The organism is Pantoea osteomyelitidis (genome assembly GCF_044342975.1).
Classification (GTDB): Bacteria; Pseudomonadota; Gammaproteobacteria; order Enterobacterales; family Enterobacteriaceae; genus Pantoea; species Pantoea osteomyelitidis.
The window spans coordinates 141,485-156,571 of the sequence record NZ_JBGFSN010000011.1 but is presented as its reverse complement, the minus strand read 5'-3'; the positions used below and the strand labels follow the sequence as shown (position 1 = coordinate 156,571).

At 57.0% G+C, this 15,087-nt stretch carries 15 protein-coding genes; 9 read left to right on the top strand and 6 right to left on the bottom strand.

Going from position 1 to position 15,087, the window contains the following annotated elements; all coding sequences use genetic code 11:
• Window positions 1-26 precede the first annotated feature (26 nt).
• From atpE to glmS, 9 genes are all read left to right on the top strand, one after another.
• Window positions 27-266 (top strand): F0F1 ATP synthase subunit C, encoded by a 240-nt coding sequence (gene atpE, locus ABU178_RS18975; RefSeq protein WP_003849523.1) that lies wholly within the window; start codon window positions 27-29, stop codon window positions 264-266.
• A gap of 103 nt (window positions 267-369) precedes the next feature.
• A complete protein-coding gene (atpF, locus tag ABU178_RS18970; RefSeq protein ID WP_397217843.1) occupies window positions 370-840 on the top strand; it encodes a F0F1 ATP synthase subunit B in 471 nt (156 codons plus the stop codon).
• Window positions 841-854: 14 nt separating this feature from the next.
• Window positions 855-1,388, top strand: a complete 534-nt coding sequence (gene atpH / locus ABU178_RS18965) for a F0F1 ATP synthase subunit delta (RefSeq protein WP_397217841.1) — start codon at window positions 855-857, stop codon at window positions 1,386-1,388.
• Between the two features lie 14 nt (window positions 1,389-1,402).
• Window positions 1,403-2,944 carry a F0F1 ATP synthase subunit alpha gene (gene atpA, locus ABU178_RS18960; RefSeq protein WP_397217839.1) on the top strand — a complete coding sequence of 514 codons (1,542 nt, stop codon included), beginning with the start codon at window positions 1,403-1,405 and terminating at the stop codon, window positions 2,942-2,944.
• Window positions 2,945-2,996: 52 nt separating this feature from the next.
• On the top strand, window positions 2,997-3,863 hold the full coding sequence (atpG, locus tag ABU178_RS18955) for a F0F1 ATP synthase subunit gamma (protein WP_397217837.1): 867 nt from the start codon (window positions 2,997-2,999) through the stop codon (window positions 3,861-3,863).
• A 30-nt stretch (window positions 3,864-3,893) separates the two neighbouring features.
• On the top strand, window positions 3,894-5,291 hold the full coding sequence (gene atpD, locus ABU178_RS18950) for a F0F1 ATP synthase subunit beta (protein ID WP_397217835.1): 1,398 nt from the start codon (window positions 3,894-3,896) through the stop codon (window positions 5,289-5,291).
• 24 nt (window positions 5,292-5,315) lie between these two features.
• On the top strand, window positions 5,316-5,735 hold the full coding sequence (locus ABU178_RS18945; RefSeq protein WP_397217833.1) for a F0F1 ATP synthase subunit epsilon: 420 nt from the start codon (window positions 5,316-5,318) through the stop codon (window positions 5,733-5,735).
• A 159-nt stretch (window positions 5,736-5,894) separates the two neighbouring features.
• Entirely contained in the window at window positions 5,895-7,265 is a 1,371-nt protein-coding gene (glmU, locus tag ABU178_RS18940) for a bifunctional UDP-N-acetylglucosamine diphosphorylase/glucosamine-1-phosphate N-acetyltransferase GlmU (protein WP_397217831.1), read from the top strand.
• Between the two features lie 143 nt (window positions 7,266-7,408).
• On the top strand, window positions 7,409-9,238 hold the full coding sequence (gene glmS, locus ABU178_RS18935; RefSeq protein WP_397217829.1) for a glutamine--fructose-6-phosphate transaminase (isomerizing): 1,830 nt from the start codon (window positions 7,409-7,411) through the stop codon (window positions 9,236-9,238).
• A gap of 32 nt (window positions 9,239-9,270) precedes the next feature.
• On the opposite strand, the gene ABU178_RS18930 is transcribed toward glmS, so the two are convergent.
• The 6 genes from ABU178_RS18930 to ABU178_RS18905 all read right to left on the bottom strand — a co-directional run bounded on the left by ABU178_RS18930 (window position 9,271) and on the right by ABU178_RS18905 (window position 14,682).
• A complete protein-coding gene (locus ABU178_RS18930) occupies window positions 9,271-9,903 on the bottom strand; it encodes an aspartate/glutamate racemase family protein (protein WP_397217827.1) in 633 nt (210 codons plus the stop codon).
• A gap of 12 nt (window positions 9,904-9,915) precedes the next feature.
• The gene (pepE, locus tag ABU178_RS18925) at window positions 9,916-10,608 is read right to left on the bottom strand and encodes a dipeptidase PepE (RefSeq protein WP_397217825.1); all 693 of its coding nucleotides are present in this window, start codon (window positions 10,606-10,608) and stop codon (window positions 9,916-9,918) included.
• 13 nt (window positions 10,609-10,621) lie between these two features.
• Complete coding sequence (locus ABU178_RS18920) at window positions 10,622-11,302, bottom strand: AroM family protein (RefSeq protein WP_397217822.1); 681 nt, start codon at window positions 11,300-11,302, stop codon at window positions 10,622-10,624.
• Window position 11,303: 1 nt separating this feature from the next.
• A complete protein-coding gene (locus ABU178_RS18915) occupies window positions 11,304-12,242 on the bottom strand; it encodes a DUF1177 domain-containing protein (protein WP_397217820.1) in 939 nt (312 codons plus the stop codon).
• A gap of 22 nt (window positions 12,243-12,264) precedes the next feature.
• Window positions 12,265-13,809 (bottom strand): OPT/YSL family transporter, encoded by a 1,545-nt coding sequence (locus ABU178_RS18910; RefSeq protein ID WP_397217893.1) that lies wholly within the window; start codon window positions 13,807-13,809, stop codon window positions 12,265-12,267.
• 108 nt (window positions 13,810-13,917) lie between these two features.
• On the bottom strand, window positions 13,918-14,682 hold the full coding sequence (locus tag ABU178_RS18905) for an IclR family transcriptional regulator (RefSeq protein WP_397217817.1): 765 nt from the start codon (window positions 14,680-14,682) through the stop codon (window positions 13,918-13,920).
• Window positions 14,683-15,087: the final 405 nt, after the last annotated feature.

Genomic DNA, 15,087 nt, shown 5'->3' with positions numbered 1-15,087 from the left:
TTAACTGAAACAAACTGGAGACTGTCATGGAAAACCTGAATATGGATCTGCTGTACATGGCTGCCGCTGTGATGATGGGTCTGGCGGCAATCGGTGCTGCGATCGGTATCGGCATCCTCGGAGGAAAATTCCTGGAAGGCGCTGCACGTCAGCCTGACCTGATTCCTCTGCTGCGTACGCAGTTCTTTGTTGTAATGGGTCTGGTGGATGCTATCCCGATGATCGCTGTTGGTCTGGGTCTCTATGTGATGTTTGCTGTCGCTTAGTAGCCGTTTGTTCATTTGTCGCACCCGCTGCGATGATGAACGGATTCTGCCGCTTATCGCTGATAACGGCAGAGTAAGTTAACTTAACAAGAGGCATTGTGCTGTGAACATTAACGCAACAATCCTCGGCCAGGCCATCGCGTTCATCCTGTTTGTCGCGTTCTGCATGAAGTACGTATGGCCGCCGATTATGGCTGCCATCGAAAAGCGCCAGAAAGAAATTGCTGAAGGCCTTGCTTCTGCTGAACGCGCGAAGAAAGATTTGGATCTCGCGCAGGCTAATGCGACCGATCAGCTGAAAAAAGCCAAAGAAGAAGCTCAGGTCATTATCGAGCAGGCTAACAAGCGTCGTGCACAGATTCTGGACGAAGTGAAAACTGAAGCTGAGCAGGAACGTAACAAGATCATCGCACAGGCGCAGGCGGAAATTGATGCCGAGCGTAAACGTGCGCGTGAAGAGTTGCGCAAGCAGGTCGCGTTGCTGGCAATGGCTGGCGCCGAGAAGATCATCGAACGTTCCGTGGATGAAGCTGCTAACAGCGACATCGTTGATAAACTGGTCGCTGAACTGTAAGGAGGGAGGGGCTGATGTCTGAACTGATTACTGTAGCTCGCCCCTACGCCAAAGCAGCTTTTGACTTTGCTGTTGAGCATCAAAGTATCGAACGCTGGCAAGATATGCTGGCGTTTGCCGCAGAAGTGGCTCGTAATGAGCAGATGGCAGATCTCCTTTCCGGTGCCATGGCGCCGGAAGCTTTATCCGCCTCTTTCATCGCAATCTGTGGTGATCAACTCGATGAACCCGCGCAGAACCTGATCAAGGTGATGGCGGAAAACGGACGTTTGACAGCGCTTCCGGCTGTACTGGAACAATTCATTCAACTGCGTGACGCTTATGAAGCGATTGCGGAAGTGGATGTCATTTCCGCCAGTACGCTGAGTGACGACCAGCTGACCAAAATCAGCGCCGCGATGGAAAAACGTCTGTCACGCAAAGTTAAGCTGAATTGCAAAATAGATAAGTCTGTAATGGCAGGCGTGATCATCCGTTCGGGTGATCTGGTGATTGATGGCAGCGTGCGCGGCCGTCTTGAGCGTCTGGCAGACGCCTTGCAGTCTTAAGGGGACTGGAGCATATGCAACTGAATTCCACCGAAATCAGCGAACTGATCAAGCAGCGCATTGCTCAGTTCAATGTCGTGAGCGAAGCTCACAACGAAGGTACGATTGTTTCTGTAAGCGACGGTATCATCCGCGTACACGGCCTGGCCGATGTGATGCAGGGTGAGATGATTGCCCTGCCGGGCAACCGTTACGCTATCGCCCTGAACCTCGAGCGCGACTCCGTAGGTGCAGTGGTAATGGGTCCGTACGCTGACCTCGCCGAAGGCATGAAGGTGAAGTGTACTGGCCGTATTCTTGAAGTACCGGTTGGCCGCGGCCTGCTGGGCCGCGTGGTTAACACCCTGGGCCAGCCGATCGACGGTAAAGGCGCTGTCGACAACGACGGCTTCTCACCGGTAGAAGTGATTGCGCCGGGCGTTATCGACCGTCAGTCCGTAGACCAGCCTGTACAGACCGGCTACAAATCTGTCGATGCGATGATCCCAATCGGCCGCGGCCAGCGTGAGCTGCTGATCGGCGACCGTCAGACCGGTAAAACCGCGATGGCGATCGATGCGATCATCAACCAGCGTGATTCCGGCATCAAATGCGTTTATGTCGCTATCGGTCAGAAAGCCTCCACCATCGCTAACGTGGTGCGTAAGCTGGAAGAGCACGGCGCGCTGGAAAACACCATTGTCGTGGTGGCTTCCGCGTCTGAATCTGCTGCGCTGCAGTACCTGGCGCCTTATGCCGGTTGCGCCATGGGCGAATACTTCCGCGACCGCGGCGAAGATGCGCTGATCGTGTACGATGACCTCTCCAAGCAGGCTATCGCTTACCGTCAGATCTCTCTGCTGCTGCGTCGTCCGCCGGGTCGTGAAGCGTTCCCCGGTGACGTTTTCTATCTCCACTCTCGTCTGCTGGAGCGTGCTTCTCGCGTAAGCGCTGAGTACGTTGAAAACTTCACCAAGGGCGAAGTGAAAGGCAAAACCGGTTCACTGACCGCGCTGCCGATCATCGAAACCCAGGCTGGTGACGTTTCTGCGTTCGTTCCGACCAACGTGATTTCCATCACCGATGGTCAGATCTTCCTGGAATCCAACCTGTTCAACTCCGGTATTCGTCCGGCGGTGAACCCGGGTATCTCCGTATCCCGTGTGGGTGGCGCTGCTCAGACCAAGATCATCAAGAAACTGTCCGGCGGCATCCGTACCGCGCTGGCGCAGTATCGTGAACTGGCAGCCTTCTCTCAGTTCGCTTCCGATCTGGATGACGCGACGCGTAAACAGCTGAGTCATGGTCAGAAAGTGACCGAGCTGCTGAAGCAGAAACAGTATGCGCCGATGTCCGTCGCGCAGCAGGGTCTGGTTCTGTTTGCCGCTGAGCGTGGTTACCTGAACGACGTTGAACTGGCGAAAATTGGCAGCTTCGAAGCTGCGCTGCTGGCCTTCGCTGACCGCGAACACGCCGAGCTGATGCAGGAAATCAACCAAACTGGCAACTACAACAACGACATCGAAGAGAAGCTGAAAGGCCTCCTCGATACGTTCAAAGCAACCCAGTCCTGGTAATGTCTGGCGGCTTGTCTGAAAAGGCAGGCCGCAAGGCTTTGAGGAGAAGCTAATGGCCGGCGCAAAAGAGATACGTAGTAAGATCGGAAGCGTAAAAAATACGCAGAAGATCACCAAAGCGATGGAAATGGTCGCCGCCTCCAAAATGCGTAAAACGCAGGAACGCATGGCGGCCAGCCGTCCGTATGCAGAAACCATGCGCAAAGTGATCGGTCACCTTGCGTTAGGGAATCTGGAATACAAGCACCCTTACCTGCTAGAGCGCGACGTTAAGCGCGTCGGCTATCTGGTCGTTTCTACCGACCGCGGGCTTTGTGGTGGTTTGAACATTAACCTGTTCAAAAAATTGCTGGCAGAAATGAAAACCTGGTCCGATAAGGGCGTTCAGAGCGATCTGGCGATTATTGGCTCTAAAGGTCTCTCATTCTTTGGTTCTGTTGGTGGCAATGTCGTGGCGCAGGTTACCGGAATGGGAGACAACCCTTCCCTCTCCGAACTGATCGGCCCGGTAAAAGTGATGTTGCAGGCCTACGATGAAGGCCGCATCGACAAGCTCTATATCGTCAGCAACAAATTTAACAACACCATGTCTCAGACTCCGAATGTCGTTCAGCTGCTGCCGTTACCGCCAGCAGAAGGCGAAGAAGAGATGAAGAAAAAGACCTGGGACTATCTGTACGAGCCCGATCCGAAAGCGCTGCTGGATACTCTGCTGCGTCGTTACGTCGAATCGCAGGTTTACCAGGGTGTTGTGGAAAACCTGGCCAGCGAGCAGGCCGCGCGTATGGTGGCGATGAAAGCTGCAACCGATAACGGCGGCAACCTGATCAAAGAGCTGCAGTTGGTATACAACAAAGCTCGTCAGGCCAGCATCACCCAGGAACTTACCGAGATTGTCTCGGGGGCCTCCGCGGTTTAACCAGGTAATGAATTAGGTAGAGGATTCAAGATGGCAACTGGAAAGATTGTCCAGATCATCGGCGCCGTTGTTGACGTCGAGTTCCCTCAGGACGCAGTACCGCAAGTGTACAACGCCCTCGAGGTTAAAAATGGTGATGCTCGTCTGGTGCTGGAAGTGCAGCAGCAGCTGGGCGGCGGCGTGGTGCGTACCATCGCCATGGGTTCGTCTGACGGCCTGAAGCGCAGCCTGGAAGTCACTGACCTGCAAAAGCCGATTCAGGTACCGGTAGGCGTCGCAACGCTTGGCCGTATCATGAACGTGCTGGGCGAGCCGATCGACATGAAAGGCGAGCTGCAAGATAAAGACGGCGCCGCGATTGAGCAGTGGTCAATCCACCGCGCAGCGCCTTCTTACGAAGAGCTGTCCAGCTCGCAGGAACTGCTGGAAACCGGCATCAAAGTTATCGACCTGATCTGTCCGTTCGCGAAGGGCGGTAAAGTCGGTCTGTTCGGTGGCGCGGGCGTAGGTAAAACCGTAAACATGATGGAGCTGATCCGTAACATCGCGATCGAGCACTCAGGTTACTCGGTATTTGCCGGTGTGGGCGAGCGTACCCGTGAAGGTAACGACTTCTACCACGAAATGACCGACTCCAACGTTCTGGACAAAGTATCGCTGGTCTATGGTCAGATGAACGAGCCGCCGGGTAACCGTCTGCGCGTGGCCCTGACCGGTCTGACCATGGCGGAGAAATTCCGTGATGAAGGCCGTGACGTGCTGCTGTTCGTCGATAACATCTATCGTTATACCCTGGCCGGTACGGAAGTATCCGCACTGCTGGGTCGTATGCCTTCAGCGGTAGGTTATCAGCCGACGCTGGCAGAAGAGATGGGTGTGTTGCAGGAGCGTATTACCTCCACCAAAACCGGTTCAATCACCTCCGTACAGGCCGTTTACGTTCCTGCGGATGACTTGACTGACCCGTCACCGGCAACCACCTTTGCTCACCTGGACTCAACCGTTACGCTGAGCCGTCAGATCGCGTCACTGGGTATCTACCCGGCCGTTGATCCGCTGGACTCAACCAGCCGTCAGCTGGATCCGCTGGTTGTGGGTCAGGAGCACTATGACACCGCGCGTGGCGTGCAGTCGCTGCTGCAGCGTTACCAGGAACTGAAAGACATCATCGCCATCCTCGGTATGGACGAGCTGTCTGAAGACGATAAACTGCTGGTGGCGCGTGCGCGTAAGATTCAGCGCTTCCTGTCTCAGCCGTTCTTCGTGGCCGAAGTATTCACCGGTTCTCCGGGTAAATACGTCTCGCTGAAAGATACCATCCGTGGCTTTAAAGGCATCATGGAAGGCGAATTCGACCATCTGCCTGAGCAGGCTTTCTACATGGTTGGTTCCATCGACGAAGCCGTGGAAAAAGCGAAGAAACTGTAATTTCAGTTTCCCGGGAGGATTGATATGGCTATGACTTATCAGCTGGATGTGGTCAGCGCGGAGCAGAAAATGTTCTCCGGCTTGGTGCAGCATATTCAGGTGTCCGGCAGCGAAGGCGAGCTGGGGATTTTCCCTGGCCATGCGCCGCTGTTGACCGCTATCAAGCCTGGTATGGTTCGTATCGTGAAACAGCACGGCGAAGAGGAGTTTATTTACCTCTCTGGCGGCGTGCTGGAAGTGCAGCCGGGCAGCACCACCGTACTGGCGGATACCGCGATTCGCGGTACCGATCTCGACGAAGCGCGCGCGCTGGAAGCGAAGCGTCAGGCGGAAGAGCACATGAACAGCACTCACGGCGACGTAGATTATGCTCAGGCTTCTGCAGAGCTGGCGAAAGCCATCGCGAAACTGCGCGTTATCGAGCTGACCAAAAAAGCGATGTAATCAGGCTTTATGCGTCATGAAATGCCAGCCCTTGGGCTGGCATTTTTTTTATCTCAACGCCGCAACCGGGAGAGCGCCTAATTTCGGACTGAGAAAAATGTAGTAATCTCAGGAGGAAACCGTTTACCTTTCATCTGTAATAAATCAGTCAGGATAGTTATGTCTAACAGCGTAATGAGTGTGGTGATCCTTGCGGCCGGTAAGGGCACCCGTATGTATTCCGATCTTCCTAAAGTTCTGCACACTCTGGCAGGCAAGCCCATGGTTCAGCACGTGATCGACGCCGCAAAAGGTCTCGGCGCGCGCCATATTCATCTGGTTTACGGCCATGGCGGCGATCGGCTCAAGTCGACGCTGGCGGATAATGAACTCAGCTGGGTGTTACAGGCGGAACAGCTGGGAACCGGTCATGCGATGCAGCAGGCTGCGCCGCATTTCGCTGATGACGAAGATATCCTGATGCTTTACGGCGACGTGCCGCTCATCACTCAAAAGACACTACAGCGCCTGCGTGAGGCGAAGCCGCAGGGCGGCATCGGTCTGCTGACGGTGGTGCTGGATAACCCCACCGGCTATGGACGTATCGTGCGTGAAAACAACGTCATCGTCGGTATTGTGGAGCAAAAAGATGCCACGCCGGAACAGCTGGCGATTCAGGAGATCAACACCGGCATCCTGATCGCCAACGGCGGCGATCTGAAGCGCTGGCTGGCGCAGCTCACCAATAACAATGCGCAAGGTGAATACTACATCACCGATATTATCGCCCTCGCCCACCGCGAAGGCCGTGAAATCGCCGCAGTACATCCGGCGCGCATCAGCGAAACCGACGGCGTCAACAACCGCCTGCAGCTGGCAACGCTGGAACGCGCTTACCAGGCCGTCCGCGCCGAAGAGCTGCTGCTGGCGGGCGTGATGCTGCGCGATCCGGCTCGCTTCGATCTGCGCGGCGAGCTGGAGCACGGGCGCGATGTGGAAATCGATACCAACGTGATTATTGAAGGCCAGGTCACGCTGGGCAATCGCGTGAAAATCGGTACAGGCTGCGTGATTAAAAACAGCGTTATCGGCGACGACTGCGAAATCAGCGCTTATTCGGTGATCGAGGATGCTAATCTGGCGGCGGCCTGTACCGTGGGTCCCTTTGCCCGCTTACGTCCCGGCAGCGAGCTGGCGGAGCAGGCGCATGTCGGCAACTTCGTTGAGATGAAGAAAGCCCGTCTCGGCAAAGGCTCCAAGGCCGGTCATCTTTCCTATCTGGGCGATGCGGAGATTGGCGCCAACGTGAATATCGGCGCTGGTACTATCACCTGTAACTATGACGGCGCGAATAAGTCGAAAACCCTTATCGGCGACGACGTTTTTGTCGGCTCCGACACCCAACTGGTTGCGCCGGTCAGCGTCGCCAGCGGCGCTACGATCGCCGCCGGCACCACGGTGATGAAAGATGTCATTGGCGCTGAGCTGGTTTATAACCGCAAAGAGCAGAATCAGAAAGCGGGCTGGCAGCGTCCGGTGAAGAAAAAGTAACGTTTTGCGGTCGGCATCTGTCGGCCGTTGTTTTACCTATAAAAATATCCCCACTCTCTACAAGGCTCGGGGAACCGGCAAAGCCGGACTATCAGGTCGCATGACAACGAAATGGCGAAAAGCCATAAAGTCAGGAAAACATTATGTGTGGAATTGTTGGCGCAATAGCGCAGCGCGATATTGCAGAAATTCTGTTGGAAGGTCTGCGTCGTCTCGAATATCGCGGTTATGACTCGGCCGGTCTGGCCGTGGTGGATCGACAAGGGCACGTCACGCGCCTGCGTCGTCTCGGCAAAGTACAGAAGCTGGCGGAAGCGGCGGAAGAGCATCCGCTGATTGGCGGCACCGGGATTGCCCACACCCGTTGGGCAACGCACGGCGAGCCTTCAGAAGCCAATGCCCATCCGCATATCTCTGAACATATCGTTATCGTACATAACGGCATTATTGAGAATCATGAGCCGCTGCGTGAACTGCTGATCGAACGCGGTTACCACTTTGCGTCTGAAACCGACACCGAAGTGGTGGCGCATCTGGTGCACTGGGAGCAGAAGCAGGGCGGCTCGCTGCGTGATGTGGTGCTGCGTGTGATCCCGCAGCTGCGCGGCGCATATGGCATGGTGATCATGGACAGCCGCGACCCCTCGCTGCTGGTCGCTGCCCGCTCCGGCAGCCCGCTGGTGATTGGCCGCGGCGTCGGCGAGAACTTTATCGCCTCTGACCAGCTGGCGCTGCTGCCGGTGACCCGCCGCTTTATCTATCTGGAAGAGGGCGACATCGCGGAGATTACCCGCCGCGAAGTGACCATTGTGGATGCGCAGGGCAACAAGGTGCAGCGCGCAGAGATCGAATCCAACGTGCAATACGATGCCGGTGACAAAGGCGCTTATCGTCATTACATGCAGAAAGAGATCTACGAACAGCCGATGGCGATCAAAAACACCTTAACCGGTCGTTTCAGTCATGGCGAAGTGGATCTCAGCGAGCTGGGACCAGAAGCGGAAACGCTGCTGAGCCAGGTTGAACATGTTCAGATCATCGCCTGCGGCACCTCATATAACTCCGGCATGGTGGCGCGCTACTGGTTTGAGTCGCTGGCTAACATGCCTTGCGATGTGGAGATCGCCTCTGAGTTCCGCTATCGCAAGTCCGCGGTGCGTAAGAACAGTCTGCTGATTACGCTGTCGCAGTCGGGTGAGACCGCAGATACCCTGGCGGCGCTGCGGTTGTCAAAAGAGCTGGGCTATCTCGGCTCGCTGGCTATCTGTAACGTGGCCGGTTCGTCGCTGGTGCGTGAATCTGACCTGGCGTTGATGACCAGAGCGGGCACCGAAATCGGCGTCGCCTCGACCAAAGCCTTTACCACGCAGCTGGTCGTGCTGCTGATGCTGGTGGCGAAGCTGGGTCGTCTGCATGGCATGGCGGCGGAAATCGAGCATGAGATTGTTCACGGGCTTCAGGCATTGCCAAGCCGTATCGAACAGATGCTGGCGCAGGATAAGGTGATTGAAAACCTGGCGGAAGGCTTCTCCGATAAGCATCATGCGCTGTTCCTTGGCCGCGGCGATCAGTATCCCATCGCCATGGAAGGGGCGCTGAAGCTGAAGGAGATCTCCTATATCCATGCGGAAGCCTATGCGGCAGGCGAGTTGAAGCACGGTCCGCTGGCGCTAATCGATGCCGATATGCCGGTCATTGTCGTGGCGCCTAACAATGAGATGCTGGAGAAGCTGAAGTCCAATATCGAAGAGGTGCGCGCGCGTGGCGGCCTGCTTTACGTGTTTGCCGATCAGGATGCCGGATTCAGCGACAGCGCAGGCATGAAGATTATTTCTCTGCCGCATGTGGAAGAAGTGATTGCGCCGATCTTCTACACCGTGCCGTTGCAGCTGCTTTCCTATCATGTCGCCCTGATCAAGGGCACCGATGTCGACCAGCCGCGAAATCTCGCCAAATCCGTTACCGTCGAGTAACGTCAACGGGCCCTGACGGGCCCGTTGAGTTTTCAGCGTGGCGCCAGCTGGCTGATAAACAGCCCGGCGGCGCTTACCGCATCTACTGCGATTTTCCCCAGCCGCGAACGAATCGCATCCGCCAGTGCGATGGTGGAGAAGCCGGTGCAGGAAAAGGCGATCACCTCCACGCCCTGACGATAAAGCGCGTCGGCACAGGCCAGCGCGCTTTCCTGTCCCTGCGCCGAGAGCAGGCCCGTGGTGTTAAACACCCCGTCAGGACGGGAGTAAAGCACCTTTTCGCCCAGCAACGCGCGAAACGGCGCGGGTGCGGCGGCGCCGATGCCCATTACCGCCACCGGCCGCTTCAGCATCGCAGCCACGCTGGCCGAGGCGCTGCCCGCGCTGATGACCGGTATGGCAACCGCCTCGCGCAGCGCATCTAATCCCGGATCCGCCGCGCAGCTGAGGAACAGCGCGTTACAGCCTTCCGCTTCCAGCTCGCGGCCCAGATTGATGATCTTAGGTACGGCGATCGCTTCACTGTCGGCATCAAAAATCCCGCTGCGCTGATCTGCAATGCAGCGGCTGATGGAATTAATGCCATACTCCTGCTGAATCAGACGACCATGCTCTCCGACAAATGCCGGATCGTCATGAGTTAACACCCGAATAATGCCCAGCATGTGTAACCCCTGTCAGAAAAAACGGTGATCGGCGGGCAGCGTGATAGCTGGCTCATCAGCTCTGAACAGCAGGGTAGGATGCGTGCCGCCCAGCTGCGCATAACCGTTGCTCACTGAAATCCAGTTTCCTTCCGGCAGGCCAATCACCTCCAGCGTCGGTTCCAGCGTCAGCAGCTCACGGATGCGCTGCTCACGCGTTTCGCCCTGATGGCCCTGCGGCAGCGCGTTGGTAAAGTGCGGATTGATCTGCAACGGAAACAGGTTCAACGCGTCGAAGCCGCCGGGATCGGTAATCGGCATATCGTTGGTGGTGCGAATGGTCGGGCAGGCCAGGTTAGAACCGGCGCTCCAGCCCACATACAGCGCGCCCTGTTTTACCGCCTGACGAATCGGCTCCAGCAGGCCGCGTGCGCGGCACTCTTTCAGCAGATTGAAGGTGTTGCCGCCGCCTACCATCACGATCTCCGCTTCCGCCAGAGCTGCCTGCGGATCGGCAACGTCGTGGATGCCGGAAATTTCCAGATTCAGCGAGGCCAGCGCTGCGCGCACTTTGTCGCTATAGGCGTCCCAGCTCTGGGTCACACCAGCAAACGGAACGAACAGCACCTTACGACGACCGGCCAGCTGCTTTTGCAGCACCGGCACGGCAAACTCCAGATAGCCTGAACCCGGCAGTACCGAGTTACTCAGCAACAGCAATTCCATCTCGTCTCTCCTCTTACAGCAGGTTACGCAGCAAATCGGCCAGCAGCTGGTTAGACAGGATCACCGGCTGCGTGACGTGGCGGGCGCAAACGTCGCGGTGCCTGCCGGTATAGCCCATGCAGTCGGTGAGGATCACATCCGCGCCTTGCTCCGCCAGCGCCCGCGCCGCTGCGGCAACTTCATCATCGCTCGCGGTGTAGGGTGACGCCACGGCAAATACCGGCGTCACTGCCGCCCCTTTCCACTTCTTTAGCTCGCTGGCGATTTGCGATTCCAACGGCACCAGAATGCCTGCGCGGCGCGTGCCCACCAGCGCATTCAGCGTCGGCGGCAGGATCTGGTCCGGCTCGATCAGCCAGGCGCTGCGGCTGTGCAGGCCGTGGAATTCGCCGGTACAGAGCAGCACGATAATCTCGCAGCCCTGCTGTTCCAGCTCGAATATCTTTTCCTGCACGGCAATACCCACCGCAGGTTTGCCCATTACCACCGCACGCCCGTCGAGCAGACGTGAGGTGAGCACCGCGTTGCCCGGCTGTACCGCAAAGCGTTCGGCGATGGTGGCATCATCAAGACCGTCCAGCACGCCAGCGTGGATACAGGCTACATGCGCGGGCAGGACAGCGTCGAGAATCGGCGTGATATCGCTGCGCGGCGCCTGACCAATGGTCAGGGTACCGATTTTACCGATCGTCATCTCAGGCTCCCGGTTGACGTTTTTGCAGATGCACCAGTGAACCGTAGAGATTCAGCAGGTGCTGATATTCATCCCGGTTAAAGAATGCACAGGTGCCGCGGGTAAACTCTTTCGCCACTTCCACCGCATATTTACAGGCAAGGGCGATGTCGGTTTCATGGCTGGCGCCGGTACCGCAGCCCGGTACGATGCCCACGGCGGTAATGGCGACGCCAACCACCGGCGCGCGGGTGGCAATCGAGGGTTGCAGAATGCTGTTCAGGTGATAAACGCCGTTGCCGTACGGTGTGATGTCCTGAGTGGTGATGGGGAAGGTGACCGGCAGCTGACCGGTAGTCATCTCCATGATGCGCAGCAGATCTTCTGAGACGCGCAGGATGTAGCCCTCTTTCACCGTGGGCGAAATGGCAAAACCTTTGTGGTTGATGATGCGGTTGCCTTTAGTGGTATCGATAGAGAGTACGGCGTCCATCTCATCCGAAACTTCCTGCTCGTTCATATCTTCGGTTTCTACCGGCGAGTCCATGAAGTCCACTGGCTCATGCGGACGCGTCGGCGCATCCGGGCAGATATGGGTGGTGACGATCACATCGCCAGGCAGGCTGTCGCCCTGTCGCTGCATCTCCGCCAGCTTCAGCGCGCTTGCTACCGCCGCCACGGCGCCGTCGGCGTCAGAAACCATGCCGATACGGCCCGGACGTGCGCCGATACCGCCGAGACGGCCGACAATACCCAGCGTTGGCGCGCTGCCGCCGCTGCGTTTTCCCTGGGCGCCGGGGATGACGATCTTCACAAAATCGGTTTTACCCTTCGGTCCGCTGACTTCTTTAACGCTCACTTCAAGACCGCTGTAGCCCGCCAACAGCTCTTTAACCTTCTGGCCGCTGGCGTATGCGCTGTCGAGTAACTCAAATACCTGTAGTGTCTGTTGTAAGCTCATCGTTTTTCTCTGGAGAATAGAATTATTTTTTGCCGCCCGGCAGGACGGAACTAAAGAAGCTGAACAGGGCATCACCGGCAATCAGTCCGGCCGCCAACACTTCCATTTTATTACGCATCGACTCACCGCCTGTACGTAACAGCACAGAACGGATAACGATGCCGATAATCACGGCCCAGCCCGCGAGCGGGTTGTTGATCAGCAGGCCGGTCGCCAACAGCACGCCCATCTGACGGCCTGGCCCGCCGATCAGCTGGATCAGCGCGCCGGGAATGGCCCACATTAACAGAGACTTGGCGATGTCTATCGAAACGCCGGCATTGATCGCCGCAACATAGACTTTCGCTACTGGCGGCACCAGGCCCTGGCTAAAATAGTCCTTGAAGATAAACAGCACTACCGGCATGGCGACCACAAAGGCCAGCATGGCGGCAAACAGCTGCTGGCGGCGGCCTTCCAGCTCAAAACGGCTGTGCTCGCCTTTGCCGCGCAGGATCCAGCCCGCTTTGAGGTCGTAACCCATATCGGCGAACGCCGGGCCGGTGGCGGCGGAGAAACCGCATAGCATGGCCAGCGCTTCCGGCGGAAAACCGATCAGGATGCCGATCAGCAGGGTAATCAGCGCCACGGCAAAAGCCGGGAACCAGCCGGAGTGCATGGCCGCCAGGCCAACGATCATCTCATGCAGAAAGGCGGCGAATGCGGCGTAGATCACAAACGCCAGCAGCCACGGCAGCGAGAGATGGGCATACAGGCCGCTGCCCAGGGCGATCAGCATCGCTATCACTAAAAAGCCGATGGCGCCAAAGCGCAGCGTTTTGCCCACATGCGCATTCTGTGCGGCGGGCAGCGCTTCGTTGTTCTGCCCGGCGTAAGCGGGATCGGTTTTGCTGGTGCGGATCAGCTTAACGATCTGGAACAGTGCGACCACGCCAGCCCCGGCCATCACGCCGTGCGGGATGTAGAGCTTGTTGATATCGATGCCAAACAGCGGCTGCGAATAGCCGCGCAGCAGGAAGCCCACGCCCAGCATCCCCAGCGCCCAGATGTTGCCGATAAAGGCGGTGCCCAGCGCCGCCATGGGAAATTTAAACCAGGAGCCTACCGCGCCGATAGCGATACCGGTGCCGAGCAGCGCCGCCTGCTTGCCGCCCTGATCCCCCGCCTTGATCGATTCGGCGGCGGCAATACCCGGCGGCCATGCGCCTTCCGCCGGAAAGATGCGCGTATTGAACATACGATAAAGCAGATAGCCATCCAGCAGCATCGCCAGCGACACGCCGATAAACATCGGCATCACTAAATCCTGACGGCCAAACAGCCAGGGAATCGCAATCGGCAGCAGCAGCGAGTTGGCCGCGCCGAAGGTGGCCGACGAGGTAGCGCTCTGCGCCAGGTTCTGGATATGCACCGAGCGGAAACGGGCGAAGCTCTGTAGCGGAATACGCGCCACGATCATCGCCGCCATCGCGCCAATAATCGCGGTGTTCGGCGTCACGCCCAGGGTGGTTAACAGCTGGACGCCAATAATGGCGCCAAACACGCTGAGCGCCAGCAGCAATAGCAGCGTGGCGGGCGCAAAGCAGCTGGGGTGCGTTTCGTGTTCGTCAGGCTTTTTCTCGGTATGAACAGTGTGACTCACGGTAGTTCTCCTGGCACAGGCAAAGTGAAAACACTAAAGCGGATGGGTAACCAGCGTATCACCCGTTTTTTGCGCGATAGCGTTGGCCGTTTGTTTTAATAAAGAAGCAATGCGCTGAAGTTCATCCTGGGTGGCAAGCGCCTGCGGAAAAGAGAGGCAAAACGCCACGGCTTCATGACGGGCGGGATCGCCGACCGCACAGCTGACCGACGCGGTATCGGCGACCGATTCATTCACTGCGGTGGCAAATCCCAGCGCGCGCGCTTTGTCTATGGCTGCGGTCAATGTCGACTCGCTATAAGGCGTACCGCTCAGTTGCGACACTACCAGCGGGCTGGCGAAGAAATCCCGCAGCTGATGTTCAGGCAGGCGCGCCAGCAATACGCGTCCGGTTGAGGTTCCCCAGGCGGGCGATCGTGAACCAGGCCAGGTCACTACCGGCAGCGCGTGGCGTCCGTGGATTACGCGCAGCACCAGAATCTCCTGATTATCGAGCATGGAGATATAGCCGGTATAACCGGTGCGCTCGCACAGTGAATGCATCTCGGCGTCGACGTAATCGTTAAGCGTCGCCTGGCGGCTTACCAGATGAGAGGCGGAAAGAATCAGCGGACCGGGCAGAAAAGTGCCCTGCGCTTCATTTTTTTCCAGATAGCCATAGGATTCCAGCTGGCTCATCACGCGCGAAGCAGTGCTTTTCGGCATGCCGAGCTGATTTATCACATCGTTCACGCGGATACCCTCCTGACGAGCAATCATCAACTTAAGGATGCTGGCGGTAGTTTCTAACATTGACATGGTTAAGTCTCAATAAATGGGACCAGGTTCTTGTAAATGAGACTGCAAAATGAGTGCCAAAGATTACTACGCTGACTTTGCAGAAAAAACACAGGCGTGGAAAAAACTAACAGATCATAAACGGGCCCCATACGGGTGCAACGCTTTAAGCGGGTGCAGATTTTTGCCGTTTTTTTGCGCTGATTAATGCCGCGTAACAGCACGACGCCAGCGAAACTGATGTTATCTCAGGATAAAACTGGGCCGGTTTGCGGATTTCTTTTCTTTATTAGCCACGGACCTGCTCTGCTTTCCGGGCTGTCATAAAACTGTCATATTTCCTACATTTTACTGTCACTAAACTGTCCTATTTTGCCTCCAGCAGCAATCAACAATCTTATAAAACGGCAATTTGCCTGACCTTGC

Coding starts and splice junctions, on each gene's coding strand:
- pepE (WP_397217825.1), bottom strand. CDS start 10,608: ATGGAATTGCTGTTGCTGAGTAACTCGGTACTGCCGGGTTCAGGCTAT.
- ABU178_RS18915 (WP_397217820.1), bottom strand. CDS start 12,242: ATGAGCTTACAACAGACACTACAGGTATTTGAGTTACTCGACAGCGCA.
- ABU178_RS18920 (WP_397217822.1), bottom strand. CDS start 11,302: ATGACGATCGGTAAAATCGGTACCCTGACCATTGGTCAGGCGCCGCGC.
- glmS (WP_397217829.1), top strand. CDS start 7,409: ATGTGTGGAATTGTTGGCGCAATAGCGCAGCGCGATATTGCAGAAATT.
- ABU178_RS18945 (WP_397217833.1), top strand. CDS start 5,316: ATGGCTATGACTTATCAGCTGGATGTGGTCAGCGCGGAGCAGAAAATG.
- ABU178_RS18930 (WP_397217827.1), bottom strand. CDS start 9,903: ATGCTGGGCATTATTCGGGTGTTAACTCATGACGATCCGGCATTTGTC.
- atpH (WP_397217841.1), top strand. CDS start 855: ATGTCTGAACTGATTACTGTAGCTCGCCCCTACGCCAAAGCAGCTTTT.
- atpE (WP_003849523.1), top strand. CDS start 27: ATGGAAAACCTGAATATGGATCTGCTGTACATGGCTGCCGCTGTGATG.
- atpD (WP_397217835.1), top strand. CDS start 3,894: ATGGCAACTGGAAAGATTGTCCAGATCATCGGCGCCGTTGTTGACGTC.
- atpA (WP_397217839.1), top strand. CDS start 1,403: ATGCAACTGAATTCCACCGAAATCAGCGAACTGATCAAGCAGCGCATT.
- ABU178_RS18905 (WP_397217817.1), bottom strand. CDS start 14,682: ATGTCAATGTTAGAAACTACCGCCAGCATCCTTAAGTTGATGATTGCT.
- glmU (WP_397217831.1), top strand. CDS start 5,895: ATGTCTAACAGCGTAATGAGTGTGGTGATCCTTGCGGCCGGTAAGGGC.
- atpG (WP_397217837.1), top strand. CDS start 2,997: ATGGCCGGCGCAAAAGAGATACGTAGTAAGATCGGAAGCGTAAAAAAT.